Source organism: Aurantimicrobium minutum, assembly GCF_002355535.1.
GTDB lineage: Bacteria > Actinomycetota > Actinomycetes > Actinomycetales > Microbacteriaceae > Aurantimicrobium > Aurantimicrobium minutum.
On the sequence record NZ_AP017457.1, the window covers coordinates 1,280,267 to 1,303,410 of the forward strand.

Here is a 23,144-nt window from a genome sequence, read left to right on the forward strand (position 1 = left end):
CCCTACCGTTTCGTCTCATCGGTTAGGGAATCATCATTCATGTCCAAAGCTTCGACAGTCAATTCTTCCGCCAGCTGGTCATCTGCAACGGAGACATAGTTCAAGAGATTGTCGTCGTCTTTGCTCTGCTCAGACAAAGCAATGATGCGCAATTCTGAATTGAAAGCTTCGACAGCCTCGCGTTCAGTGTTAATGCCATCGAGAAGGTTTTCACCGTTTTCCAGCAGAATTGCTGAACGCTCTTCGAGGCGCTCAGTCAACGTGTTGGCACGAGCACGAGCACGGCGAATAATTCCTGCCGCAGTTTCGCGAGCCTCGCGAACCAAGGCCACACCCTCTTGGCGTGAAGCTGCAAAGTTCTTTTGTGATTCGACAAGAATCTCGCGAGCACGTTCACGAGCAATGTCCAGATTCTTTTGGGACTCTTCGAGAAGCTTGGCGATGTAGGTTTCGTTTTCAGCAATGAGGCGACCGTTGTCACGCTCGGCCTTAGCGCGCAGAACCTCTATCTCTTCTTCAATGCGGCGCTTGTCGCGCTCGTGAACCTGGCGCAGAGTTGCAATCTCATTACGTGACTGTTCAATTTCTTGAGCGAGCTCTGTTTCGAGAGTTTCACGCTTTTGAGCGCCCTCAATAGTGATTGCTTCTGCAATCTTCATGGCTTCTTCGTGCTGAATTTCTGCGTTGGCGAGAGTAGAACGAGCAGTGCTCAGGGCTTCACTCAGTTTTTTCTCTGATTCCTTAATCAGGCGTTCAACACGAGCCTCAGTTTCCGAAATAAGTTTGGCCGCCTGCTTGTTGGCATTCTCAGTAACAGCTATTGCTTCTTCTTCTGCAGAACGTCGAGTCAGAGCGCTTGTTGTTTGCGCATCAGCGATTAGCTTGCCGGCTTGTTCTTCAGCTACGCGAAGAGTCTGTTCAAATGCAGCACCAAGGTCAGAGAAGGAAGGCTTTGCGCTGGCACGCTTGAGTGCGCTGCGAACCTCGGCAACCTCACGAGTGAGGGCGTCGATACGCTTATCAATTTCTGCGCGCTCTGATTCCAGGCGTGAGACCTCAATCTGCACGTCAGTAAGCGCTACATTGACCTGCTGGGGATCTAGTCCTTTTTTGTCAGGCACAACGGGAAGTTCGATATCCACGATGTCCTTTCACCTCGACAAACCTGGAATAAACAGTCTGTATCAGTATACGGGCAGATTTTTGCCCGAAATCAGGCCAAAAGTCCAACAATAGGGGTTTATCCCTAAAGATGCAGGAGCTGATTAGTTCAGCGCACCGACTGAAGCCAAGGCAGCGCGAAGTAATGCTCCTCGACCACCCTCCATTTCCGAGGTGACTGCATCGCTTGCTGCCTCACGAGGTGTGAGCCACGTGATTTCCAGTGCGTCTTGGCGAGGATCACACGTTCCCGTCACGGGGACCACGTATGCGAGGGACACTGCGTGCTGTCGCTCATCCGTGAACTGCGAGATGCCTGGAAGCGGGAAGTACTCAGCAACGTGGAAAGGATTGGGATTAGCAGGCAGCAGCGGGAAAGCCATGGGGCCTAAGTCTTTTTCAAGGTGGCGAAACAGCGCTTCGCGCAGTGTCTCGCCATACATCACACGGCCAGAGACGATGGTGCGGGTCATTTCTCCGGTCGAATTAGCGCGCAGCAACAAACCAACTTCGGTAACAACACCGAGACCGTCAACCCGTACAGGCACTGCCTCAACGTAAAGAAGGGGAAGTCGGCGGCGGATCGAGGAAAGCTCGTCGTCGCCTAGCCAGCCGCCGTTGGGATCAGGAGTTCGCACGCTCATGACCTATTTCTACCGGAACACTGCCCGGCGAGGGGGATTTATCCACCTACTGCCCGAAAAAACTTCAGCGTCGAGAAAGCTTGGCCCGCTTCTTGGAGGCCATCAAACCCAGAAATGCGAGGCTCGACATAATGCTCAGCACGCTCAGAAATGAGCCAATAGAGAGAATGCTGCCGAAAGATCCAATCGAGCCGATAGAGAAAGCTGAGCCTCGAGAACCGATGGACATAAACGAATTTGTTGACCACAAACTCAGCACCGAGTTCTTCGATCCCACACTCATGACCGAGTTTTCGTTTTCCATGGCTTCAAACTATCTGATGTGGTGGCCTATATTCTCAACAATCCGAAAATAGACAACTGGTTTAGACTGAACGTAGTTTCCATCCCAAATGGGTGTTCCGAAGATGAGGTACGAGTTGTTCACTTGGACTAAGCGCATGCTCAAGCGCATTACAACTGCGTTGTCTTTTACGACTATTTTCGTCCTCCTCGGCACATCGGCTGTTCATGCTGTTTCGTCTTCTGATCTCTACTTCAACTTGGTCGCATCAGATTCTGGGTCGTATAACCCTTCCTCCCCTGGAACTTGGCGTGACCTCTCATCTTTCGGGAGAAATGGCTCCATCATTGGCGCGCTCAACTACAACAATGCGACCGGAGCTCTTGAGTTTCCAAATAGTGGTGCAAGCAATCTGGGAAGCAATTCCTATGTAGATATGGGGTCGGGCTTCAACAATTTTGGTAGCGGAATCACCATTGAATTTGAAGGCCATTTCGGCGCTTCCAATCAAGCTTGGGAACGAATTTTTGACTTTGGTAATGGAGACGCAGCAGACAATATTTGGGTTGGCGTGCTGGGAGAGTCAAGTAATCCGAACGAACTTGCCATAGAAATCTTCCATGGCGCAACTGGTAAATCCCGCTGCATCAGCACAAACCAAGCACTTCTAAATAACGGGCAAGCCGGTGTTTTTGCCAAATTCGTTATCACACTAGATGGCTCTAAGTGCCGAATGTACAAAAATGGAGCTGAGATAGATACAGCTGTTGGCCAGGTTAGCTTCTTCAACGATTCGAATGATTTAGGAAGTACCTACACTTCCTTGCCGCTCAACGTGACCCGAACTAAAAATTACATAGGTAAGAGCAACTGGGGTACAGATGCTTCCTTCAACGGAGCTATCAAATACGTTCGCATTTACACATCTGCAATTTCTTCAGCAGATGTTTCGAATAACTCCACAACCTATACGCTCACATACTCTTCCTCCGGATCAGATTCAGGTACAGTGCCAGCGGCGAAATCCGGTAACGGTCTCATCACACTCGACGGCAACACAGGTTCACTTGTGAAGGCAGGCCACACGTTTGCTGGCTGGGCAAGCAGTGCCAATCAATCAACCGGTTCAACTGGCTCCTACAACCTCACGGCAAACACAACGCTCTATCCCGCTTTTGCTATCAACACATACAACGTGACATATGACGAGCAGGGTGGAAGTTCAGTCACCGATGGAACGTTCACACACGGTGGTTCATTGACTTATCCCGCCAACCCCACCAAAAACGGCTACACATTCCAGGGCTGGTTTGATGCAAGCTCAGGCGGAAACCTCAAGACAGCAAGCGCAGTGGCCGCCTCAAATGCGAACGTCACCTTATACGCCCAATGGAGTGCTAATACCTACAACGTCACCTACGACGAACACGGCGGAAGCACCGTCAGCGACGGAAGCTATGTCTTCGGCAACACGTTGGTATTTCCTTCTGCACCGACACGTTCCGGTTATAGCTTCGCGGGATGGTTTGCTGCTGCCTCTGGTGGCCAGCCACTCACTGCATCAGGAGTTTCTAGTGGAACCTCGAACGTAACTTTGCATGCACAATGGACCCCACTCCCTGCTCAGACTGTTTCGTGGGCGCCGACAAACACTTCGATCGCACGAAACCTGGCTTCAATCACCCCCTCGAGCTTGGCAACCACAAGCGGAGATGGACAGATCTCATACAGTGTGCTCGATGCGCGAACAACTGGTTGCTCTGTTGATAGCTCAACTGGCGTCGTTACCTTTACTGGCGTTGGTATATGTTCGGTTCGTGCAACTGCAGCATCCACAGCGAACTATCTGGCTGACACACACGACGTGGACTTCACCATCACCTCATCTACGCCTGCTGTTTCCTTGGCGCTAGATATGACGACAGGCTCAACCGTTGCAAACTCGACCGTCGACTATGCAGCTTCCGGACTTCAAAGCAACTCATCCTGGACCCTTGTTGTGCGTTCCAACCCGCAAACAATAGCGTCGGGTACTTTTAGCAGCAGCTTGCTATCAGGTTCGGCACAAATACCTTCAGGCCTCTCAGCAGGGTGGCACAGTATTACTTTGACTGGAACTGGCGCGAATGGTGAAACCATTTCCCACGCAGTCTGGTTCGAAGTTAGTAACAGCGGTACATTGTTGCAAACTTCAGGAACAGGACCTTCCTCAGCCATATCGAGTCCGGCAAGTCTCGCTCAAACCGGAGCAAACACTAATTCTCTCTGGATGGGAGCGGCACTTCTCCTTACCGGAGCAACATTCCTCCTGCTCAGAAGATCTACCGCTGTCAACAAGTAGTTTTTGCGTCGGCTCTCTAGCTAAACAGACTCTGCTGGTTCGTTTTCCAACAAAGTCTTCTTGGCTAGCTGGCGTTCACGCATGGCCATGAACAGGGGGAACGTGAAGGCCATCGCGGTCACACCTGAGAGCAGGATATACAGCCACACACGCTTCATTCCAATACGTCGAGATTCGGTGATCATGAACACCACGACAGCGATGGCAACGATAGTGAGATCGGCCGAGAGGACCCAGTCAACTGCAGACCCGAACCAGGCACCCAGGTAGTCTTCCTGATTCATCACAGCTATGCCGTTGAAAATCCAAGCAGTGATCAGTCCCGCAATGGAGAGCACGAGATAAACCCAGAACAGCTTCTTATGCATGATGTATTGCCCCTCAGTCGTGACTTCACCCTAGCGCGTGAGCACTCAAACTAAATGCTTGAAATTTGCTGTGAGTACACCGAACCATCGTCACCTACTCTTGAGGCATGACTGCCAGTGCGCCCAGTTTTACCCTGCCCGCAACTCAGTGGACCCAGGCTCGGATGTTTCTCTCCGCGCTGTTAGTTGTCAGTTCTGCTCCGCTGTTTTTTGTTTTCCACACCTCGTGGGGATACCTCACCGTTGTTGCAGGACTCGCTCTCGCGTTCTCGATCTCATGGCGCTTTGCTAGGGACCTTCTGCTCATCGCCATTCCCCTGGTGGGAATCGAACAGATCTCTCTCAAAGCCAATCTTGAATGGGGCAACATCGCCCTCATGGGAACAGTGCTGGTTCTGGCTGTTGCTGTGCCCTACTCACTGAGTAGGTGGGTATTCAAAGACCATGCGATTACGTTCCCGGGTAGACCCGGACAACCGTGGACCAGGCTGGAGTGGATCTGGCTTGGATTAGTTCTCATCTTGGGATGGCTCATCCTGCCGGTGTATTTCATTGGCTCGGGAAGTTACCTCAACTGGCCCGCAGTGGCCGAGCCGTCCGAAATTGCTCGACTTTTTGTCGGCGTTGGCTTTGTTGGCATCTGGGATGAACTCTTCTTCATCTGCACCATCTTCGCGCTGCTCAGGCGACACTTCCCGTTGTGGGTTGCCAACGGTTTGCAAGCCATCGTTTTTGTCTCGTTTCTGTGGGAACTCGGGTACCGCTCGTGGGGGCCGCTACTCACTATTCCGTTCGCGCTTATTCAGGCGTGGATTTTTGAGAAGAGTAAATCGGTCTACTACGTGATTACCGTGCACTTACTCTTTGACGTTGTTGTCTTCTTGGTACTGATTTATGCCTACCACCCTCAGTGGGCTCCCATCTTCTTGTTCCCAGCACCCTAAGTTCAACCTGCCATTGGCTTGCAAGTTGAGCAGTTATCCACAGTTTGCACATCACTATCTCGTTACGGCAGGCAGGCCGATATGCGATATACAAATCGCCTTAGGAAACATGCTTTCTCCGGAGACCAAACAAGTAGAGCCCCATCAGTAACAGAGTTATTGCCACCACAGCAGAATTAACCACGGTTAGGCCTGTCTTGGGCAATCCGGCTGGAGTTATTGCATCCTGTGAAGGCTCTGTTGTTTGAGATGCGAGCAATGTACCAGTAGGGCTGACTTCAAACCAGATAGCAGTAGAAACCAGGCCCCCGTTAATGCTGGTTCCAGAAAGCGTCAAAGAATGCCAGCCCTCTGGGAGACCAGCAGGTAGCGACGTAGAGCCAGTTACTGCACCAAGCGAACCAATGTTTCCGCTTGCAAGTGTCTGTGGTGTTGATCGTAAGACGAGATTCCAGGAAGCACCCGGTTGTAATCCAGTAGTTGCGTAGTCCACGGGTGCCTGAGACACCGAGTTACCTACTGCAACATCCAGGGTCAGCGACATAGTTGTGGTGGTGCTTCCAATAGTAAAAGTGACGTCCTTATATGCGGAGCTATACGTTGCATTTGCATTTGCCGTAGCACGGATGACACAGACACCTGCTGAGGTGAAACTCACAACCCCCGACGCATTCCCAACCGTGCATTGTGAGGTGGTGTCGGATTGAACACTGTATGTGATGTTTCCCGTTCCACTAGTTGTGGCAAGGGCAGAGGGGGTCAGTGGTGAAGCGTTTGCCAGAACCTGTGTATTGCTTGGTGCCCATGTGACGGTTTGGCTCTGCGGGACTGTGATGGTGAACACAACATCCTTATATGCCATTGCCTCAGTTGCTGTTCCAGCAGCAGTTGCACGAACAACACAGTCCCCTGCGGATGCAAACGAAATCACTGGAGGGTTTGAGCCAGAAATGGTGCAACCTGTAGTACCCGCATTGTTCGCTGAGTAGCTGATTGCTCCCGTACCAGAGGATGTAGCTGAAGAATTTGGTGTGAGTTGACCAGCACTCGATGCTGCGGATGTATTACTAGGAGACCAAGTCACTGTTTGTGCAGTCAGCGCTGACGTAATCGTGACTGAGGTAGGAGTAGTAAATGGGGCCAAGTAGTAGTTGTTTGCATTAGCACCATTCAAGGTGAGGCCAGATACATAGGAGACAGAATATGTCCCCGTTCCTACTGACGGCGGAATCGAATACTGAGCAGTGCCGGTGGGGGAAGCTAAACCTAGAGAACTCAGGTTTTGTGTTGTTCCTGCAGCATCGACTATCACGTAAGTCATTGTGCTGTAGGTGCCGTCTGTCGGAGCAATAACCTTCACATATAAGGGGATTTGCGGTAACGCTTGTCCCAAAAGAATAGGCATAGCACCTTGAGGGAGTGTCCACACTGTAGGACTAAACCCCGTTGGCAATGAAGTGTATGTAGAGTTTGTGACTCCGGCGTAACTGTTTACCGTATTTTGAGGCGGAGTTGTAATCGTTGCCCCCAAGGTCCGATACGTCGTATAGCTAGAAAAAACGCCGCCCGTGGGTTGAACAGGTACCCATTGCCTCCATCCTGCGATTCCTCCGCTTGAGGTGCTAGACGCACTGATGCTACTCCAAGAGAAGGAGTCCGTTACCGATGAAGTTTCGTCTCCAATCAATACACCCACGATTCCACCTGAGCCGTAGTAGGTGCCCTGACGCAAACCTTCAACAATTGCTCCTGTTGTATATGTTCGAGCAATTTCGACGTGCACAGAACCAGAACCTGGTTGATTGTTGTACACATCACCGATCAGTCCACCGATGGCAACAATTTGAGTAGTAGTGCCTGCGGCACTCACACTTGCCGAGGAATGTGAGTCACTGACGTAGAGGCTTCCGTTATTCAAGCTGCCAATGAGGCCACCGGCGAAATATATTCGTTGCTGATCATTGCCGGCCGTCTCTTGTGCTACTACAGAACCGGAGCTCCACACGTTTGAAATTGACGTTGAATACGCTGCAGGATTTGAAACGCTAACTGAAGAATCTCCGACGCTACCAACCAAAATTCCGACACGTATATTGTTGGAAAAACTTGTAGAGGTCGTTTGAACAAAGGCGTTAGTGACACCCAAGTTTCGAATGGTTGCGCCTCGAAGCTCAGAAAAAAATCCAAGATTCGTCGCAGGGCCCGCAGCAGCTGTAATTCGTAAACCCGAAACTTCATTACCAAGACCGTCAAAAACCGAGGCGAAGGCTCCTGATACTAATGAATTTGTATAGGTATCAGTAAGCGAAATTGATCGACCAAGGGCAATGTTGGTTGATGACGAAGTCAAAGCAATTAACTGAGCTTTGGTGTTCACCACGTTAAACGTTTGTGAATTAATTTTAAGGTTGGGTGTAGCACCCGTGAGTTGAATACTCGCGCCCAAATCGGATGCCAATTTGTAGAGCGGTGTGGAAGTTAGTTCTACACCGGCACTTGCTCCTGAGGCTTTGATTGAAGCATTGATGTTTAGAGTGCCCGAAGAGGTGAGAGTGAGCTTTGAGGATGAAGTCCACGCTATTTCTGAATTGATAACAATCTTTGTCGATGAAATTTCAGTATTGCCCGAGGCTAAAGAAGCAACCACATCCGAAGCGTTAATGTTGACTGGCCCGGTTGAGGATATGACTCCGTTGGCTTTCGTCCAGCCGTTACCCTCTGCAGCACCTCCGGCAGCGACGATAGTAATCTCAGAAACACTCGCCTGTGCTGGTGTTGTTTGAAAACTTACGAAAAACCCAACCACAAACACCATCGCCTGCAATAGACGAAGTTGTTTATGAATCGACTTAATCGACATACAAAATGCCTCCAACGAAATGGTAGAAAACGCCTCGAAAACCAACAGGCAGATTCAGTGGTACACCACTGAATCTGCCTCACTCGGACCGGCTCTAGCCTTGCTGTCCTCGGTGTAGCGAGTACGCCAGCAATAGAAGTCCAGATACCGTCGAAACTCCAAAGGTGCCTAAGAGCATCCAGTTGAATGACCCAGTTTCTGCCAATGCGGGAGAGCTAGTTATTGTTACGCCATTCGAAGACTGACTGTTGTTTGCGGAATTAGCGTTGTTTACCGCAGCGCGAACGGCAGCATCAGCAGGAACATTTGTAAGCTTGGCAAAATTACCAATTGCTGTTCCGTTATAAGAACTAAATGCTCCACCAATCAGTACATCACCATTTGAAATCTCAGTTATTGGGACAATGTAGGGATTAGCACTAAAGCCAGTTCCTGCAGAGAAATTGGGATCAAGCGTACCGGTCGATGATAGTCGAACCATGCTCTTTACAGCCGAACCATTGTAAGTAGTAAACGACCCCGCCACGTAGATGCTTCCGTCAGAAGCCACAGTGACTCCAGTTGCGCGTTGGCCACCAGCAAATCCAGCCCCACCAGAATTAAATGAACTGTCAAGGGTTCCTGAGGAGCTTAATTTGATGAGATAGCCCTGAGGGGTAGAGTTCACACCGGTGAAAAATCCGGCAACGAATATTTGATTTCCTGAAAGAGAGAAATCCATTACAAACTTCATTGCCCCAGTAAGTTGGGGCGTGAATGTTGTGTCGGGAGAGCCGTCGGCATTCAAACGTGCAATACCTATTGGAACTGGTTTACTCGCCGCAGTATAAATACTTGAACTCAGAGTCGTAAATGTTCCACCAACGAGTATCTTTCCATCAGGTTGAACTTCTAAGGCTACGACTGTCCCGTCGCCTGAACCAGGAACACCAGCACCAAGATTTGAATTGAAGGTCGTGTCGAGTGTGCCGGTTGAAGATAATTTTGCGATTCGTCCCACTGGGGTTCCAGGGCTTGTCTGACCTGTAACCATAAATTCGCCAACGACCAAAATGCTTCCGTCGCTCAGAACGCTAACCCGCTGTCCATATGGATTAGTGTTCCACGCAGCAAAGGGTGCAAATGGAGAGACGAAGGAGCTGTCAAATGATCCATTTGAATTAAGACGAACAATCCCTTGAGAGGTATTGCCGTTGAAAGACCTAAATGAGCCAGTAACAACAATTTTGCCATCCGGCTGAAGCGCCAAGCCCTTTGGGCAAAGAGAAAGACTGACTGTTGGAAATCCCGTTCCGACGTTAAGAGTTTGGTCAATTGAACCGTCAGCGTTCAGCCGGACAATCATTGGCGCATTTATGCCGTTGTATTGGGTGAAATTCCCAACAGCAACTATTTTCCCGTCTGGCTGAACGACAAACTCATTAACAGTTCCATTGAATCCGCTTCCAGAGCCTCCGAACGTGCTACTCAAAGTTCCATCACTAGCTGTGACGACTGCAAAAGCAGTCTGAGAACCAGCCGATGCGAATACGATTGCGGCAATCGTGATGAGAATAGTCACCAATTTACGCTTCATAACCATCCTTCACCTGAGGGCATATCGGCAACAACGAGACGGAAAGTTGCCTCTCGAAAAACTACAAACCCAAAAAGCAGAACTCATTGCATTTCAGGGGCTGGCTATTGAAATTGTGGCTTTTGCCCAGTAAAGAGCGAGAAGAGTGAATCAGGTGTACACCCCTGAATTCGAGGTCAGGTAAGACTCAAAGGATGAGAAACTGGCAACACCTCGAAAGGTTGTTTTGATGTTTCAGCGTCGAATTCTCGTTGTCGAAGATGACGAGTTCACTGGCTCGCTTATCACCACTGCTCTAACCAGCGCTGGCTTTCAAGCTCAGCTAGCGACCTCTGCCCTCTCAGCGAAACGCGCTCTGCGTGAATTCGATCCAGACGCTGTGCTCGTCGATATCGATTTAGGTATTGGTCCCAACGGAATTGAATTTGTTCAATTGGTGAGAAAGATCAGACCTGACATCACACCCATTCTTCTCAGCAGACACGGCGACACGGTCAGCGCGGGCATGAAAGATGCCCGCATCCCCGATGGCGTTGCATATTTGCGTAAGAGCATTATCAAGTCAACAGAAAGTTTGGTGAATGCGGTTCAAGACGCAATGCGCGGGCGAACTGAATCTCTCAGGCATGACAGGCAGCGGGCTGGGGGCCTCGGAATGCTAACGAAAACCCAACGCGAGATTCTGCAAATGATGTCCCAAGGACTTTCGAATAAAGAAATTGCTCGGCAAAGAGGTGTAACCCTGTCTTCTGTCGAACAAGTTATTCGAAGTATTTTTAAGGTCTTTGGCTTATCTCAAGACGATCTCATTTCTCCCCGAGTTGAGGCAGTAAGAATTTTTGTCGCCGAAAGTGGTCTTCCTAAGCGCCCATCATCATGATTGATTTCTGGAGAAACCTCGGCCGAAAAGAGGCAATCAACTGGATAGCAGTGGTTCTTCTCCTGTTGATTCAACTCAACGGTGCGCTCTTAGTAGACTTCGATCTCAACCTCTCCGGAAAGATGCCCCTGTTTTGGCTAGCAAATGCGCTGCCTTTTGTTCCCATGGCGTTGGTTCTAGCTTTGGGAAGATTCGTGATTATTCCGCGCTTCCCATTGTCGGTGAGGCCGACGATGACACTAATCATTTTTGAAATATCTATTTTCCTCAGGCTTTTTACTTACGACTTACTACTTCAGGCATTTGGCATAACCGAAGCAAGTCAGTTTTGGGCACGCTTTGGATCAGCTCAGGCAAACCAACTCATCGTCCTTGTTGTGATCGGATATCTGGTTGCATCAGCGCAAGACTACGCACGTCAAAATGCAGAATTAGCGAGTCTGCTCGCCGTCACCAAAAGTTCTCAGCAAGAGGTTCAGAACAGACTTCTCAAACGTAAACAAGCTCTCATCAAAAACATTGAAACACAGCTCAATTCTGCACTCAACACCGTGAAGGAAACAGACTCCCTCCAAATTGCAGAACAACTCAAGTTCGTTATTGACAGTGTGGTACGCCCCCTCAGTCACCAACTAGGTAGAGGGCAAAAAAGCGAACCTTCCACCTTTGAATATGTCCCAAAGAGCCGGATAGACATTCGCTCTTTATTGGTGCGTTCCTTCACAGACAACCCCTTCTACCCAGTGTTGTCCGTGTTGTGGATGTTCTTTCCTGTTATGACAACGATTGCAAGCTATGGCAGTAGAAATACATTGTTGTTGTCTCTCTTGTTTTCAGGGTTGCTCTTGGGGGCACTGTTTATTGCGCGTCTGTTGTGGATGTTGCTTGTACAAAAGTTGGTGCTTCCAGCCCGAGTTGTGTGTTTCACCAGTGTTCCCCTCGTATTATCAGTGCTGATTGTGTGGTTCTTCTCTCTCACTGCTGGGATCAACACCCTCGATAAAATCGGGATGTTGTTTTTGTACTTCTTTGCAATCGTGACAACAATCACTTTGGTTGGTACATCGCGTCGGATGCTTCGGGAAAAAAATTCAGAACTCAAAGAAGCCAACGCTGAAGTAAAGCGTGAGCTTGTAAATGAACAATCCGAAGCGCGAAGCTTTGAAGAAACAGTTTCACGTGTTTTACACGGCCCCATTCAGGATGCAATATGGGCATCCCTGAGGCGCATTGAACAGATGGGCCCAGCGTCGAAACTCAGTTCGCGAGATCTCGAATTCGTGCGTCAGCCAATTACCGACGCGTTGTTGCTGTTGCGGGAACCGGTATCAGAAACTCAAAACATTGAGGATTCGCTACAAGAACTTATTGAACTCTGGGGTGGCGCTGTCGACATCACCTTGAGTATTCCCCCTTCCCTGTCTCACGAAATTGAATGTTCTCCCACAACAAGTAGGGCACTTGCAGAATTACTACGCGAAGCTATTTCAAACGCCATCAGACATGGGGATGCGACAGAAGTTGTCGTTGAACTGAGATCAACTGCTGACGGCCAGGACATCCACGTCAAGGTTGTCAATAATGGGGCACCCATACCGATGACTGCAACCCCTGGACTCGGTACACAACTCCTTGATGACCTCACCCTCTCGTGGAGCAGATCGAATCACAAAAACAGCGTGATTCTCGAAGCGGTAGTGCCCTTACAAAACAACACATATCTAAACCAGTAAGTATGGGCAAAAGAAAACACCTGAACAAAAGAGTTCAGGTGTTTTCATGTCAGCTGACATCACATGGCGGTCCCGGTGGGATTTGAATTCTCTTCACCCTCCAGAACAAGATTGGGCATATGTTAAGAATTGACAGGAATACAGTGTTTTTGGCGCCTTACAGCAATTTATATTCATGCAGGACCACGGTGAGACGTGCTAAGTAGCTCGTGAGCACCTTCTGAATCTTGGGCAACAATTATGGTTCCAATTTGCAGAGGCATTCAAGCACGTTCTGTAAACCGATTGCGGCGCGGGTGTGGATCCAAATCTGGTGCGCCCGTCATCACTTGACGAACCCCAGGGTAGTGTGGCGAAGTCTTCTGCAGCACATCCGCAAAATGCGCGTCTGAGAGTTGCTCTCTCATCGCATCGCGCCAAGCTTCCCACGTCTGGCGCGGTAACTTGCCTTGACGTCGATGGTCAAACTCGTCTTCGCAGAGCCTGAGGTATTGCAAAATAATGAGTTCGTCTTCTGGGGTCGGCTTGCCGTCAATCACCAGCTGAGGTGACCGTCGGTCCATGATCTCCCAGTACCTCTGAACAAATGTCATCTCCATGTCGCGGTGCATTGCCGTGCTTCGCAAGAACAACTGCCACACAGCAGCAAAAACTGCGAGCAGTGTTATCGATTGAAAGATGATGCTGATGGTTTCGTTACTCATGTTCCCCTTTACTTTTCGTTCTGAGTTATTGCGTACTCAACAGTTAAGACAAATATGCCCCCCATCCCGAACTTCGTTGAGAGACAGGGGGCATATATTTTTATTTCTAGCTATTCAGAGCTTTCTTTCGGCTCAGAGCACGAAGGACAACAAGTCCCGCGCCGAACGCAAGTAACACCGCAGAACTAACCAGGTATCCAGACGAGTCAGTTCCCGTCTTAGCGAGGACAGAAGTCCACTGTGCATAAAGCGTGGTGCTACTTCCAAATGGGTAGGAAGCGCCATCAGCATAGGCAGTTCCGGTGCCATCGGCTGCTGTGTTCCACCCGGTAAAGGTATAACCACTGCGGGTAAACGCATTCGTACTGAGGTTTGTTGCAGTCGAAGCGGACTGAACAGCCATCGCACCACTACCACCATTGGCGTTGAAAATAACTGTGCTTGCAGGAGCTACATATCCTGTAAGCGCAACCGGATTAGAACCATTGTCGTATTGAGCAACTGGCTGAGCAGCAACGAATGTTCCTGTTACGACGTTGAGAGATGGTGCATTCGGCAAAATGACAGAGTTAGCAGCAAATGTGAACGTCCAAGTAACGTTGGCAGGCCAGTTATTTGCGTTTGAAGCAAACCCCTGGGCATAAACATCAGAAGATCCTGAAGGAACACAGTTTGGGTTGATGCCTTGGTCCGCCGAGACGCTGACAATGCTTCCGCATTGATAATTAGTCGGTGCGGTAACCCACGTTGCACCCATCAAGCGAACTTGGGAAGAGTTATTCGAATTACCGGCCATAGCTGTAGGTGCTGTGAAGGTCACAACAATGGGAGCCGAATTCGGCTGCCCTGCAGTGAGGGCGCCTGTGCTGGTGACCGTCACATTGGAAGTAGTCGCTGCTTGAGCCGGCGACGTGACCCCCAAGGTTGCCAATCCAGCAACGAGGCCTGCAGCGAGTACACGAAAAATAGAGGAAGCATTCATGAACCAAAGATTACTAGATAAATTATCTATTCTCGGTTCCTGATATTGCATTTCTTTTCTCAATCAGACTGGAGTGAGTTGATTACAGTTTCGACGAGTGCGATCCAGTCTTCATTCGGCACATGCTTGACCGAAATATCGTCAATAGCCCGACCGAGTGAATACGCCTGTAAGAAGACTGCAATTGCTTGAGGGCTCAACTGGGCGTTCACAAAACCTTTGGCCTGGGCGATTGCAATCGCTTCTGCCATGGCGTCGGTGACCCTCTGCTGCTCTTCCGCAAGCGCGACAGCAAATTCCTCATCTGCGGAAGCAGTACTCATTATGCGAGCTCGTTCTGCTCGTATAGGCGCGCGGCTCGGAAGCTGCGTGTATGCACTCAACTCTTTGATACGAGTCCAGTATTCATCTTTCGATTTCGCAGAGTTGGCAACTTCCATCATTGCTTGGCCGTCGGTAGCAACGTTTGCCGAAAAGCGTTGAAGCAACGTGGCCCGGATGAGACCAGAAAAGTCGCCGAAATGGTGATACAGAGAACTGCGCGCTACACCAGAAATCTTGAGGACATCGTCAACCAAGATGCCATGTGGATTAGAGCTATCCAGCATTGCAGAGACAGTGTCCATCAGCTTTTTCGCCGTGGGATGTAACTGCTGTGTCATGAAGAAAGCTTACGCGCTCAGCAACTAAACCTAAATAAAACGATTTTCTCCTGTAATACAAAAAGAAGAGATTGGATAAATTATCCAACTCCCAGATATTCTGCTCGTATGAGCTGGAAAAAATTTCTCACCGTCTTTGTCGCTGCCACAGTCGGGTGCATGACAGCGGTTCTTCCGATTACCGCAGCAAATGCAGCCACTTTGAGTGTCGATCCAGTAAATATGGTTCAGCCAGGTTCGACTAATACCAAACCTTTGTGGATCAGCATTAACAATCCGACGAACCCCGTTTCGAAAATCGAATTGATTTTTACTGGGGGACAAGTGCTCAACTCTGGCGCATCCGCTTCAATTGTTACTGACCTCAACGGAGCAAACTGCGGTAGCTCAGCTATCTACATGTGGTCGGGTAATGCCGTTGGAAGTGGCATTACAGGAACATGCAACAACACAACTGCAAGCCAAATAATCTGGACCTCGGGTGGAACAGCTAAAAATGTTGGCGACAGGTTTGGATTTAACTTACCTATTGGATCACTGACGTTCGCTAGCTCTGGCCCGTACACAGTTGATATTAAGATTGACAACGTTTTGCTTCAAACATTGACCCTGACTCTTGCGACACAGTCGCAAAGCGCACTCAACGTGACGAGCACATCGGGGACCTTTGGTACACCACTAACTCTCACGACTTCGGGTGGCTCTGGAACCGGAGCGATCTCCTACTCCGTCACGAACGGCGCATCGACAACAGGCTGTGCCGTGAGTAGTGGCGTGTTGACGTCCACCTCGGCTGGAACATGCTTGGTGACGGCTACTAAGGCAGCCGACTCGTCATACTCAGCAATTTCTTCCTCCCAGACAACCGTTACCCTCGGGAAAGCGTCACGAACACTCAGTTTTGGATCCACGACAACGTACACGCTTGCTTACGGCGCAACGCAAACAGTCGTGGCCACTCCCGACAAAGGCGCTGGCGATGGCGCGGTAACCTATTCGGTCAGTGCAGGAACAGCCTGCACGGTAGATTCATCAACCGGCCTCATTAGGGTGACTGCATCTACAGGTTCGTGTTCCGTTTCCGCATCTATAGCGCAGGGGTCCAATTACCTCGCCGCGACGACTACGACGCAAGTTATTGTCAACGGCTCGGTCAAGGCCATCACCATCACAGGAGGAAGCCCTACTGTCAATTACGGAAGCTCCTTCAGCCCGACTGCTCTTGACATTAGCCAAGCACTTGTTGGAACTCAGGTGCTCGATTATTCTGCAGCTACCTTCACCTACACAGGGTTCAATGGTACGTCGTATGGGCCTTCAACCACGCGGCCAACCGAAGCTGGTTGGTACAAAGTATTACCTTCCAATGTGATCATCGAGACGCCTGCCAATGTCGATACGACAGCAAACTACAACATCACGTATGCACCTGGGTCTCTCGAAATCAGGAGAGTAAGTCGCTCGCTCACATTCAACACGACTAGCGCCACTCTGTCCTACGGTGATACGCAAAGGTTTACCGCGACTGCCTCTGCGGGAGACGGCACAGTGACATATTCAACGGGTTCATCTACGGCTTGCTCAGTGGACCCTACCTCGGGTGTTGTTTCCATCACCGCTGGAACGGGAACATGCGATCTTTCTGCGTCAATAACTCAAGGAACCAATCACCTCAGCGCAACTGCACTCCCCGTATCACTAACTGTTACCAAACGCGCATTGACAATTACCTCAAGTAGTCCCACTACGACTGTGGGTCACACCTTTACACCGTCCTTCTCAGTGACCACCGGCACGCTCGTGAGTTCTGAGGAAATTTCGGGTGTGACGTATAACTATGAGGGAAGCGGTGGCACCACCTACGCAAATTCAACAACCGCCCCGACTGCAGTGGGCACCTACTCAGTCACTCCCTCAAGTCCGGTATTCGCTGCGGGCTCTGCGGCAAACTATGCAGTTACCTTCACTGCGGGAACTTTAACAATCAACAACAAGTTGTCTCGAACACTTTCCTTCTCGAACACCAGCTACACCCTTGAATATGGGGATTCGCTAATTGTGGTAGCGGCTGTTTCTGGTGGCCCTTTTGATGGAACGGTAACCTATGCGGCAGGTGCTTCTACAGCGTGCAACGTTGATCCCGCTTCTGGAAAAATCGAAGTGACTGCAGGCTCAGGATCTTGTGTCGTAACAGCAGAAATTTCTGAGGGAGTTGATTACCTCGGAGCAGCAACAAACATTCCCGTCACGGTCAGCGTTATACCTCGAGCCATCACTATTACAGCTAAAGATGAAGTTATTGACTTCGGAAATGGCATCACCCCAGGGTATGAAATTACTCGGGGGACGCTTCAGAACTCGGATGCCATTTCGGGAATGAGCTACAACTATGCCGGTGCAGGTTCGACCACTTATGCGAATTCCAGTTCAGTCCCGACTGAGGGCGGTACATATTCAGTGATTCCCTCGGCGGCAGTCTTCTCGTCAGGTTCAGCATCAAATTATTCGCTTACCTACACCCCTGGACTGATTACTTTCAACCAATCTCGTGAAGCTGCTGCCTCTATGGACATGGCGGCATCCGTAGGAATGTATATCGCAGGGACCGCTCTGACCTTCAATGCGAGCGGATTGCAAACTACGGCCGCTTACGATGTTGTCGTTCGTTCAACACCGCAAACTCTCGCGCGAGGGAATGCCGTTGGTGGTTCAGTCAGTAGCACCGCCATCATTCCTGCAGGTCTTGAAGCTGGCTGGCACACAGTCACCTTTACCTCAACTGCTGCTGACGGAACAAAGGTAACTGATTCTATTTATTTCAAGCTCTCAGCCTCGGGAATTTTGCTATCAGAATCGAAGGTGATGCCGACTGAGCTCGCTCTCACCGGTTCCAACATGACTCCAATCGTAATCTCGGGGAACGTAATCATCCTGCTTGGAGTAGCCCTAATGGCTTTCAGCCTTCACAGAAGAAGAAAGATGGCATAAAGCCTCGATTTGAAGGAGCATTGCAAAAGGCTGACTTCCACACGACGGTCGCATTATTTCTACACAAGAGATTAATGACGCTTTAGTCCAGGCATGGAAAAAGACCTCCCTCGAAATGGGGAGGTCTTTTTCAATGGCGGTCCCGGTGGGATTTGAACCCACGGTACGCTTTCACGTACACAACTTTTCGAGAGTTGCACCTTCGGCCGCTCGGACACGGAACCAGTAGTAAAGAGTTTACGCACAGCTTGCGCACGCCACCAATCCACTGTCCGCCGCCACAGCTAGGCTGTCCGCATGGCCAAAGCAACTCCTGGATACACCTGCACAGAATGTGGCTGGACCACAGTTAAGTGGGTTGGTCGTTGTGGTGAATGCCAGGCGTGGGGGACCGTCGTTGAGGAGTCAACAAAGACCGGCATCCAAGTCAAGATGACCCCGGTTTTTGTCAGCGAAGACAATGCCGCCAGGCCTATCACGGAGGTTCCCGTCGATGGTGAACTCACTCACTGGGCTAGTGGTATCAACGAGTTTGACCGTGTGCTCGGCGGAGGAATTGTTCCCGGTGCTGCCATCCTGCTTTCTGGTGAACCCGGTGTGGGAAAGTCCACGCTGCTGCTCGAGGTGGCATCCCGCGCTGCCAAGACCGGCATCAAGGTTCTCTATGTCAGCGCGGAAGAGTCAGTGAGTCAGGTGCGCTTGCGTGCGTCCCGCACGGGCGCACTGACCGACAACCTCTATCTCGCAGCTGAGACAGATCTCTCCACCATCATCGGCCAGATTGATGCGGTGCAACCTGCCTTGCTCATCGTTGACTCTGTGCAGACTGTTGCCAGTTCTGCTGTGGATGGTCTGGCCGGTGGCCCCAGCCAAGTGCGCGAGGTTGCCAGCGTTCTCATTCGCGTAGCGAAGGAACGCAACCTCCCCATTCTTCTTGTTGGCCACGTCACCAAAGACGGCACTATTGCCGGACCTCGCCTTCTCGAACACTTAGTTGATGTTGTCTGCCACTTCGAAGGCGACCGTCAAACCGCCTTGCGGTTTGTCCGCGCACTGAAGAACCGGTTCGGTCCCACCGATGAAGTGGGCTGCTTCGAAATGACCGGAGATGGCATTGCTGAAGTTCCAGACCCCAGTGGTCTGTTCTTGAGTAGATCTTCAGTTGCCGTTTCGGGAACGTGTGCAACGGTTGCCCTGGAAGGAAAGCGGCCACTGCCTGTGGAGATTCAGGCGCTGGTGGTTCCCACCAGTGCACCCAATCCTCGCCGGGTCACCAACGGGTTGGACAGCTCACGTGTTGCCATGTTGCTGGCTGTGTTGGAGCGCCGAGCTGGACTCAAACTCAGCGACAAAGATGTCTACGTCTCCACTGTGGGAGGTGTTCGTCTGAACGAGCCTGGTGCTGACCTGGCCATCGCCATTGCCGTGGCGAGTGCATTCCATGACAAGCCAATCGCTCACACTGTTGCTGCGTTTGGTGAAATCTCTCTGGCCGGAGAAATCCGCCCCGTCAATGGCGGTAAGCAACGTGATGCCGAGGCGACCCGCTTGGGCTTTAGTACCCGTATCGATCACAATGTGGGAACACTGCGCTCAGCACTCAAAGACGCCTTCGACACAGCCAAAGACGCCCGCGAGCGCGAAATCGACGCTGCGTTCTAAACAGCCTCTGCTTTGAGGAGGCCGAAGTGTTCGATCTCCTCGTCGGTCAGCATGCGAGAGCGAATCATGAAACGGACTCCCTCGGGAGCTTCAACCGAGAATCCGCTACCTCGACCCTTCACCACATCAACGGTGAGGTGGGTGTATTTCCAATACTCATACTGCGATGCCGACATATAAAACTCGATGGGGTCTAAGCCGTCAACTTCGAGCTTTTGTAACAGGACGTCGGATCCCCCGACCCGAAACATCCCGACGGGGTAACACATCGGGGAGCTGCCATCACAGCAGCCCCCCGACTGGTGAAACATCAACGGACCGTGCTTGAGAGTCATCTTGCGCAGAAGCTCAGCGGCTTCTGGTGTGTAATCAACTCTGGTGAGGTCCATGTAATGATTCTCCCGTGTTTGTTACCTGTTTGATAGTGCCGATTTAGAAGAAGCCCATGGGTCCTTCTGCGTAGGAGACCAGGAGGTTCTTGGTCTGCTGATAGTGATCGAGCATCATCTTGTGGTTCTCGCGACCGATACCAGACTGCTTGTAACCACCGAAGGCGGCGTGAGCAGGGTACTGGTGGTAGGTGTTGGTCCACACACGACCTGCCTCGATGGCACGGCCAGCGCGGTAAGCGATGTCGCCAGTACGGCTCCACACACCTGCGCCAAGACCATAGAGGGTGTCGTTGGCGATGCTGATGGCGTCGTCGTAGTCCTTGAAGGAGGTGACAGACACCACGGGGCCAAAGATTTCTTCTTGGAAGATACGCATAGAGTTCTTACCTTCGAAGACAGTGGGCTGGACGTAGTAACCACCGGAGAGTTCACCACCGAGGTCAGCACGTTCACCACCGATAAGAACCTTGGCGCCTTCAGCCTTACCAATGTCGATGTAGCTGAGGATCTTCTCCAGTTGGTCGTTGGATGCCTGTGCACCAATCATGGTGTTGGTGTCCAGAGGGTTGCCCTGGATGATTTTGCCTACACGAGGCAGAGCGTCAGCCATGAACCCGTCATAGATGGAGCCCTGGATCAGTGCACGGGAAGGACAGGTGCACACTTCACCCTGGTTCAGGGCGAACATGGTGAAACCTTCCTGAGCCTTCTCGTAGTAGGCGTCCTTCTGAGCTGCAACGTCTTCGAAGAAGATGTTGGGGCTCTTGCCACCGAGTTCGAGGGTGACAGGAATCAGGTTCTCACTTGCGTATTGCATGATGAGGCGACCAGTGGTGGTTTCACCAGTGAACGCAATCTTGCGAATGTTGTTGTGAGAAGCAAGAGGTGCACCAGCTTCGATACCGAAACCGTTAACAATGTTGAGCACACCATCTGGAATGAGGTCATTGATCAGATCCAGCAGTACGTGGATTGATGCAGGGGTCTGCTCGGCTGGCTTGAGTACGATGCAGTTACCTGCAGCCAGTGCTGGAGCAAGCTTCCAAACAGCCATCAAAATGGGGAAGTTCCAGGGGATGATCTGGCCAACAACACCCAGTGGCTCGTGGAAGTGGTAGGCCACAGTGTTGTGGTCTAGTTCGGAGATGCCACCTTCTTGAGCACGGATGGCACCAGCGAAGTAGCGGAAATGGTCAATGGCCAGAGGAATATCTGCGGCCATGGTTTCACGAACAGGCTTACCGTTGTCCCAAGTCTCCGCAACAGCGAGGAGCTCAAGGTTTGCTTCCATACGGTCAGCAATCTTGTTCAGAATGATGGCACGTTCGGTGGCACTGGTCTTGCCCCAGGTTTCGAAGGCCTTCCACCCGGCCGCTACAGCCATGTCAACATCTTTGGCGTTACCGCGGGCGATCTCGCAGAACACCTGGCCGGTTACCGGCGTGATGTTCTCGAAGTATTCACCTGACGACGGTGCAACATACTTGCCACCAATGAAGTTGTCGTATTTGTGGTTGAACGTGATGACGGCATTAGGTGTGCCGGGGTTTGCATAGACAGTCATTTATGTACCTTTCGACGTCTTTGTCGTAGTGCCGGATATGGCACTCCAACATTAGGGAGCGAAAGGTTGCAGAAAGTTGCGAAGGGAAACTATTGCCCATGCAGTTCCACGAGGTTTTCCACGTGAGCAACCACATGTGCACGCTTGGGGGATTTTGCCGGCAGCATTTTGAGCACCTGGTGCCACACATCCAGATCTTCTAAGCCTTGCTCGGAGTTGGCATAGTCCATCAGGACATCCACGGAGGCATCACTGAGTAGTGACTCTCGCAGGTGTGAACACACTTCGGTGCGGATGTCTTCAATACCCGGTGAGACCGAGTCCGGAAGCAGCGTCCCGCGGAACGCGGACAACGCTGCCCGGTGTGCTCCACGATCGAGCAATGCCACGACGTGCTGGGCATCTATCTCAACCTGCTCGGTCAGACGATACGGCTTGGACTCTGGCGCAATCCCGGGATGGAATTTGTCTAGGAGCTTGCGCAAGCGCACCAGCTCTGGCCGCAAGCGTGAGGTTGCATGAGGGTCACCCCACAACAGTTCCGACAAACGTTCAGCAGATAACCCCGAGCGGTTCCAGGCCAGCAGGGTCATAATCTCGGCATGACGCTGGGTGAGTTCGATGGAACGATCACCAATGCTGAGAAGTGCGGTGTCACGGCCAAGGATGTGAAGTGTTGCCCGGGCTGACTTGTTCTTCACCGAAGAAGGCAAGTTATTAAACAGAACAAATTTAGAGCTAGCAGCTGACCTCGAGGAGGCAGCATCACGACTGCGAAGCCTGCTCACCATGAGCTCTGTCTCGACAGCGTGAGCCGTTGCCTCCACCAAGGGCATGGTGTGGCGATCCACCGCTTGGTCTCCCCCGGTGATATCAATAACACCAATAATGGCTTTGGTCTCTGGGTCGTGAACAGGAACAGCCGTGCAACTCCAGGCGTGAACGAGACGGTTGTAATGCTCATCCCTACGAATTTGGATGGCGTGGTCTAAAGCCAGCGCTGTTCCCGGTGCCGAAGTTCCAGCCACGGATTCACTCCAGTCAGAGCCTTCAACAAACATCATCGACTCGGCACGAGACTTGAGCCCCTGGTCACCTTCGACCCAGAGCAGGCGTCCCATTGCATCACCGACGGCAACAAGCATTCCTGAATCGTTGTCTGCATCGCGCACGAGAAGCTTGCGAATAACCGGCATCATTTCTGCCAGCGGGTGCGCTTCGCGGTATTCGTGAAGTTCACTGCTTTCAAACAGCAGTGGAGAAAGCATCCGATCAGGATCAAGTTGGCTTTGTTCCGCGCGCGACCATGAGTCTCGCACGACTGCGCGAACAGTGCCGGGAACCACAACGTCGGGGTCGGCAAGCCAAGGACTTGTCACGTGCTTGAGCATACGCCTCTC

At 51.1% G+C, this 23,144-nt stretch carries 18 protein-coding genes and 1 tRNA gene; 6 read left to right on the plus strand and 13 right to left on the minus strand.

Translation table 11 applies throughout. The annotated features are described in order from the left end of the window. Positions 1–2: 2 nt before the first annotated feature. The 3 genes from AUMI_RS06320 to AUMI_RS06330 form a co-directional block, all read right to left on the minus strand. Positions 3–1,142 (minus strand): hypothetical protein, encoded by a 1,140-nt coding sequence (locus AUMI_RS06320; RefSeq protein ID WP_096382586.1) that lies wholly within the window; start codon positions 1,140–1,142, stop codon positions 3–5. Positions 1,143–1,265: 123 nt separating this feature from the next. Continuing rightward, positions 1,266–1,805, minus strand: coding sequence for an NUDIX hydrolase family protein (locus AUMI_RS06325; protein ID WP_096382589.1), 540 nt, complete (start codon positions 1,803–1,805; stop codon positions 1,266–1,268). A gap of 64 nt (positions 1,806–1,869) precedes the next feature. Then, a complete protein-coding gene (locus AUMI_RS06330; RefSeq protein WP_096382590.1) occupies positions 1,870–2,109 on the minus strand; it encodes a hypothetical protein in 240 nt (79 codons plus the stop codon). A gap of 136 nt (positions 2,110–2,245) precedes the next feature. Here AUMI_RS06330 and AUMI_RS06335 point away from each other — a divergent pair, with 136 nt between their 5' ends. Beyond that, positions 2,246–4,429 (plus strand): InlB B-repeat-containing protein, encoded by a 2,184-nt coding sequence (locus AUMI_RS06335; RefSeq protein ID WP_172418271.1) that lies wholly within the window; start codon positions 2,246–2,248, stop codon positions 4,427–4,429. A 20-nt stretch (positions 4,430–4,449) separates the two neighbouring features. Here AUMI_RS06335 and AUMI_RS06340 read toward each other — a convergent pair whose 3' ends face one another. Further along, positions 4,450–4,797, minus strand: a complete 348-nt coding sequence (locus AUMI_RS06340; protein WP_096382595.1) for a DUF2834 domain-containing protein — start codon at positions 4,795–4,797, stop codon at positions 4,450–4,452. A gap of 107 nt (positions 4,798–4,904) precedes the next feature. On the opposite strand from AUMI_RS06340, the gene AUMI_RS06345 reads away from it, so the two are divergent. Continuing rightward, positions 4,905–5,741, plus strand: coding sequence for a CPBP family intramembrane glutamic endopeptidase (locus AUMI_RS06345; RefSeq protein WP_231951722.1), 837 nt, complete (start codon positions 4,905–4,907; stop codon positions 5,739–5,741). Between the two features lie 100 nt (positions 5,742–5,841). Here AUMI_RS06345 and AUMI_RS06350 read toward each other — a convergent pair whose 3' ends face one another. Further along, on the minus strand, positions 5,842–8,601 hold the full coding sequence (locus AUMI_RS06350) for a hypothetical protein (RefSeq protein ID WP_096382598.1): 2,760 nt from the start codon (positions 8,599–8,601) through the stop codon (positions 5,842–5,844). 94 nt (positions 8,602–8,695) lie between these two features. Continuing rightward, on the minus strand, positions 8,696–10,183 hold the full coding sequence (locus AUMI_RS06355; protein ID WP_096382600.1) for a hypothetical protein: 1,488 nt from the start codon (positions 10,181–10,183) through the stop codon (positions 8,696–8,698). A gap of 223 nt (positions 10,184–10,406) precedes the next feature. Between AUMI_RS06355 and AUMI_RS06360 the strand changes: the two genes are divergently transcribed. Both AUMI_RS06360 and AUMI_RS06365 read left to right on the plus strand, forming a co-directional pair. Continuing rightward, positions 10,407–11,057: a response regulator transcription factor gene (locus AUMI_RS06360; RefSeq protein WP_096382603.1), complete on the plus strand. Its 651-nt coding sequence runs from the start codon at positions 10,407–10,409 to the stop codon at positions 11,055–11,057. Continuing rightward, positions 11,054–12,790 (plus strand): ATP-binding protein, encoded by a 1,737-nt coding sequence (locus tag AUMI_RS06365; protein WP_096382606.1) that lies wholly within the window; start codon positions 11,054–11,056, stop codon positions 12,788–12,790. The genes AUMI_RS06360 and AUMI_RS06365 overlap by 4 nt, the downstream gene beginning before the upstream one ends. A gap of 263 nt (positions 12,791–13,053) precedes the next feature. Here AUMI_RS06365 and AUMI_RS06370 read toward each other — a convergent pair whose 3' ends face one another. From AUMI_RS06370 to AUMI_RS06380, 3 genes are all read right to left on the minus strand, one after another. Beyond that, positions 13,054–13,494: a hypothetical protein gene (locus AUMI_RS06370; RefSeq protein WP_096382608.1), complete on the minus strand. Its 441-nt coding sequence runs from the start codon at positions 13,492–13,494 to the stop codon at positions 13,054–13,056. A gap of 106 nt (positions 13,495–13,600) precedes the next feature. Then, on the minus strand, positions 13,601–14,476 hold the full coding sequence (locus AUMI_RS06375; RefSeq protein WP_197702058.1) for an InlB B-repeat-containing protein: 876 nt from the start codon (positions 14,474–14,476) through the stop codon (positions 13,601–13,603). A 59-nt stretch (positions 14,477–14,535) separates the two neighbouring features. Next, entirely contained in the window at positions 14,536–15,138 is a 603-nt protein-coding gene (locus tag AUMI_RS06380) for a TetR/AcrR family transcriptional regulator (protein WP_148664063.1), read from the minus strand. A 108-nt stretch (positions 15,139–15,246) separates the two neighbouring features. Between AUMI_RS06380 and AUMI_RS06385 the strand changes: the two genes are divergently transcribed. After that, positions 15,247–18,126 (plus strand): beta strand repeat-containing protein, encoded by a 2,880-nt coding sequence (locus tag AUMI_RS06385; protein ID WP_096382616.1) that lies wholly within the window; start codon positions 15,247–15,249, stop codon positions 18,124–18,126. A gap of 134 nt (positions 18,127–18,260) precedes the next feature. On the opposite strand, the gene AUMI_RS06390 is transcribed toward AUMI_RS06385, so the two are convergent. Continuing rightward, positions 18,261–18,350: transfer RNA gene (locus tag AUMI_RS06390), tRNA-Ser, on the minus strand. 73 nt (positions 18,351–18,423) lie between these two features. Between AUMI_RS06390 and radA the strand changes: the two genes are divergently transcribed. Further along, the gene (gene radA / locus AUMI_RS06395) at positions 18,424–19,788 is read left to right on the plus strand and encodes a DNA repair protein RadA (RefSeq protein WP_096382619.1); all 1,365 of its coding nucleotides are present in this window, start codon (positions 18,424–18,426) and stop codon (positions 19,786–19,788) included. On the opposite strand, the gene AUMI_RS06400 is transcribed toward radA, so the two are convergent. The 3 genes from AUMI_RS06400 to AUMI_RS06410 all read right to left on the minus strand — a co-directional run bounded on the left by AUMI_RS06400 (position 19,785) and on the right by AUMI_RS06410 (position 23,135). Continuing rightward, the gene (locus tag AUMI_RS06400) at positions 19,785–20,177 is read right to left on the minus strand and encodes a DUF779 domain-containing protein (protein WP_096382621.1); all 393 of its coding nucleotides are present in this window, start codon (positions 20,175–20,177) and stop codon (positions 19,785–19,787) included. The two genes, radA and AUMI_RS06400, sit on opposite strands and share 4 nt — an antisense overlap. A gap of 43 nt (positions 20,178–20,220) precedes the next feature. After that, positions 20,221–21,744 (minus strand): acetaldehyde dehydrogenase ExaC, encoded by a 1,524-nt coding sequence (gene exaC / locus AUMI_RS06405; RefSeq protein ID WP_096382623.1) that lies wholly within the window; start codon positions 21,742–21,744, stop codon positions 20,221–20,223. Positions 21,745–21,833: 89 nt separating this feature from the next. Further along, complete coding sequence (locus AUMI_RS06410) at positions 21,834–23,135, minus strand: helix-turn-helix domain-containing protein (protein WP_096382625.1); 1,302 nt, start codon at positions 23,133–23,135, stop codon at positions 21,834–21,836. Positions 23,136–23,144 lie beyond the last annotated feature (9 nt).

What these genes read in the sequence shown, in the direction of transcription:
- AUMI_RS06325 (WP_096382589.1), bottom strand. Translation starts at nt 1,805, where the DNA reads ATGAGCGTGCGAACTCCTGATCCCAACGGCGGCTGGCTAGGCGACGAC.
- AUMI_RS06330 (WP_096382590.1), bottom strand. Translation starts at nt 2,109, where the DNA reads ATGGAAAACGAAAACTCGGTCATGAGTGTGGGATCGAAGAACTCGGTG.
- AUMI_RS06335 (WP_172418271.1), top strand. Translation starts at nt 2,246, where the DNA reads ATGCTCAAGCGCATTACAACTGCGTTGTCTTTTACGACTATTTTCGTC.
- AUMI_RS06340 (WP_096382595.1), bottom strand. Translation starts at nt 4,797, where the DNA reads ATGCATAAGAAGCTGTTCTGGGTTTATCTCGTGCTCTCCATTGCGGGA.
- AUMI_RS06345 (WP_231951722.1), top strand. Translation starts at nt 4,905, where the DNA reads ATGACTGCCAGTGCGCCCAGTTTTACCCTGCCCGCAACTCAGTGGACC.
- AUMI_RS06350 (WP_096382598.1), bottom strand. Translation starts at nt 8,601, where the DNA reads ATGTCGATTAAGTCGATTCATAAACAACTTCGTCTATTGCAGGCGATG.
- AUMI_RS06355 (WP_096382600.1), bottom strand. Translation starts at nt 10,183, where the DNA reads ATGGTTATGAAGCGTAAATTGGTGACTATTCTCATCACGATTGCCGCA.
- AUMI_RS06360 (WP_096382603.1), top strand. Translation starts at nt 10,407, where the DNA reads ATGTTTCAGCGTCGAATTCTCGTTGTCGAAGATGACGAGTTCACTGGC.
- AUMI_RS06365 (WP_096382606.1), top strand. Translation starts at nt 11,054, where the DNA reads ATGATTGATTTCTGGAGAAACCTCGGCCGAAAAGAGGCAATCAACTGG.
- AUMI_RS06370 (WP_096382608.1), bottom strand. Translation starts at nt 13,494, where the DNA reads ATGAGTAACGAAACCATCAGCATCATCTTTCAATCGATAACACTGCTC.
- AUMI_RS06375 (WP_197702058.1), bottom strand. Translation starts at nt 14,476, where the DNA reads ATGAATGCTTCCTCTATTTTTCGTGTACTCGCTGCAGGCCTCGTTGCT.
- AUMI_RS06380 (WP_148664063.1), bottom strand. Translation starts at nt 15,138, where the DNA reads ATGACACAGCAGTTACATCCCACGGCGAAAAAGCTGATGGACACTGTC.
- AUMI_RS06385 (WP_096382616.1), top strand. Translation starts at nt 15,247, where the DNA reads ATGAGCTGGAAAAAATTTCTCACCGTCTTTGTCGCTGCCACAGTCGGG.
- radA (WP_096382619.1), top strand. Translation starts at nt 18,424, where the DNA reads ATGGCCAAAGCAACTCCTGGATACACCTGCACAGAATGTGGCTGGACC.
- AUMI_RS06400 (WP_096382621.1), bottom strand. Translation starts at nt 20,177, where the DNA reads ATGGACCTCACCAGAGTTGATTACACACCAGAAGCCGCTGAGCTTCTG.
- exaC (WP_096382623.1), bottom strand. Translation starts at nt 21,744, where the DNA reads ATGACTGTCTATGCAAACCCCGGCACACCTAATGCCGTCATCACGTTC.
- AUMI_RS06410 (WP_096382625.1), bottom strand. Translation starts at nt 23,135, where the DNA reads ATGCTCAAGCACGTGACAAGTCCTTGGCTTGCCGACCCCGACGTTGTG.